The sequence below is a fragment of the Caloramator proteoclasticus DSM 10124 genome (assembly GCF_900129265.1).
GTDB lineage: Bacteria > Bacillota > Clostridia > Clostridiales > Caloramatoraceae > Thermobrachium > Thermobrachium proteoclasticum.
On the sequence record NZ_FQVG01000121.1, the window covers coordinates 1 to 1,009 of the forward strand.

General features: G+C 32.0%; 2 protein-coding genes. Both read right to left on the reverse strand.

The window, feature by feature from the left end; genetic code table 11:
• On the reverse strand, nt 1–117 hold a 117-nt coding region (locus BUB63_RS14140), incomplete at its 3' end, for a PD-(D/E)XK nuclease family protein (RefSeq protein ID WP_143290304.1).
• A gap of 283 nt (nt 118–400) precedes the next feature.
• On the reverse strand, nt 401–1,009 hold a 609-nt coding region (locus BUB63_RS13180; RefSeq protein ID WP_073250488.1), incomplete at its 5' end, for a helicase-related protein.

Here is a 1,009-nt window from a genome sequence, read left to right on the forward strand (position 1 = left end):
TATTAAAGCACTATCTGGGCCATACATTGGTATTGTCCTTATTCCATCAATATATCGCAGTTTGAATTGGTATTTGCACTTTTCAAAGCATTCAACTCTACTGTAGGAAAACTGCACTGAAGCACCTCCTCTATGAGTTTTTTAAATGTTTCAAATCCTGACGGATATAAAATTATCCCAATGCCTCCTGCTGCATTTATATTTTTTACGTTCATCTTTTGAAGTTCTGTTGGACTTCCTTTTTCTGCTTTAAGTTCTATTGCCACAAATATTCCATTAATGCAACAGATTAAATCAGAAATGCCACTTCTTTGATAACCGCCTCCCCATACTTTAAAGAACCATGTGTTTGGAAGTGATTTTAGGTATTCTGTTACTTTTCTTTGAAACTCTTTCTCCTTCACTTATCCACCCTCTCAAATAAATCCAAAGTAAAATCCTGCCTTTCTTTTAAAACATCTAATATTTTTTCTTCAATGCTGTTTTTAGTTATTAGATAGTAGTAAAAGCATGTCCTACTCTGGCCTATTCTGTGTATTCTTTTCTTTGACTGCATCCAAAGTTCGCTGGATAATGGTAAACTGTGATAAATAACCTTATTAGCCCTTTGAAGATTTATGCCAGTTGCTCCAGCTTGATATTGGACTAATGTTACAGTGTTATTTTTAACTTCATAGTTTTTTAAATCAGTCCCATCACCGTTTATATATGAGACAGGTTTTTCTAATACTTCACAGATGCCTTTTAATATTTCAAATTCCTTTTTGAAGTTATAGAAAACCACAACTCTATCTTCCGTTGATGATATTAAATCTTTAAAAGCTTCATGTTTATTAGAATTGTAAATTGATGATAGCTGCCTTAGGTATAATAGTTTGGTTAAAGCTGTATCACCTACTAAAGTTTCTTCATTTATTGTGATTACTCTATCTTTTTTAAATCTTGTATATTCCCTTATATTTTCAACTAAAACTAACTGTTCAATCTGATCTGGAAGATCAAATACTTC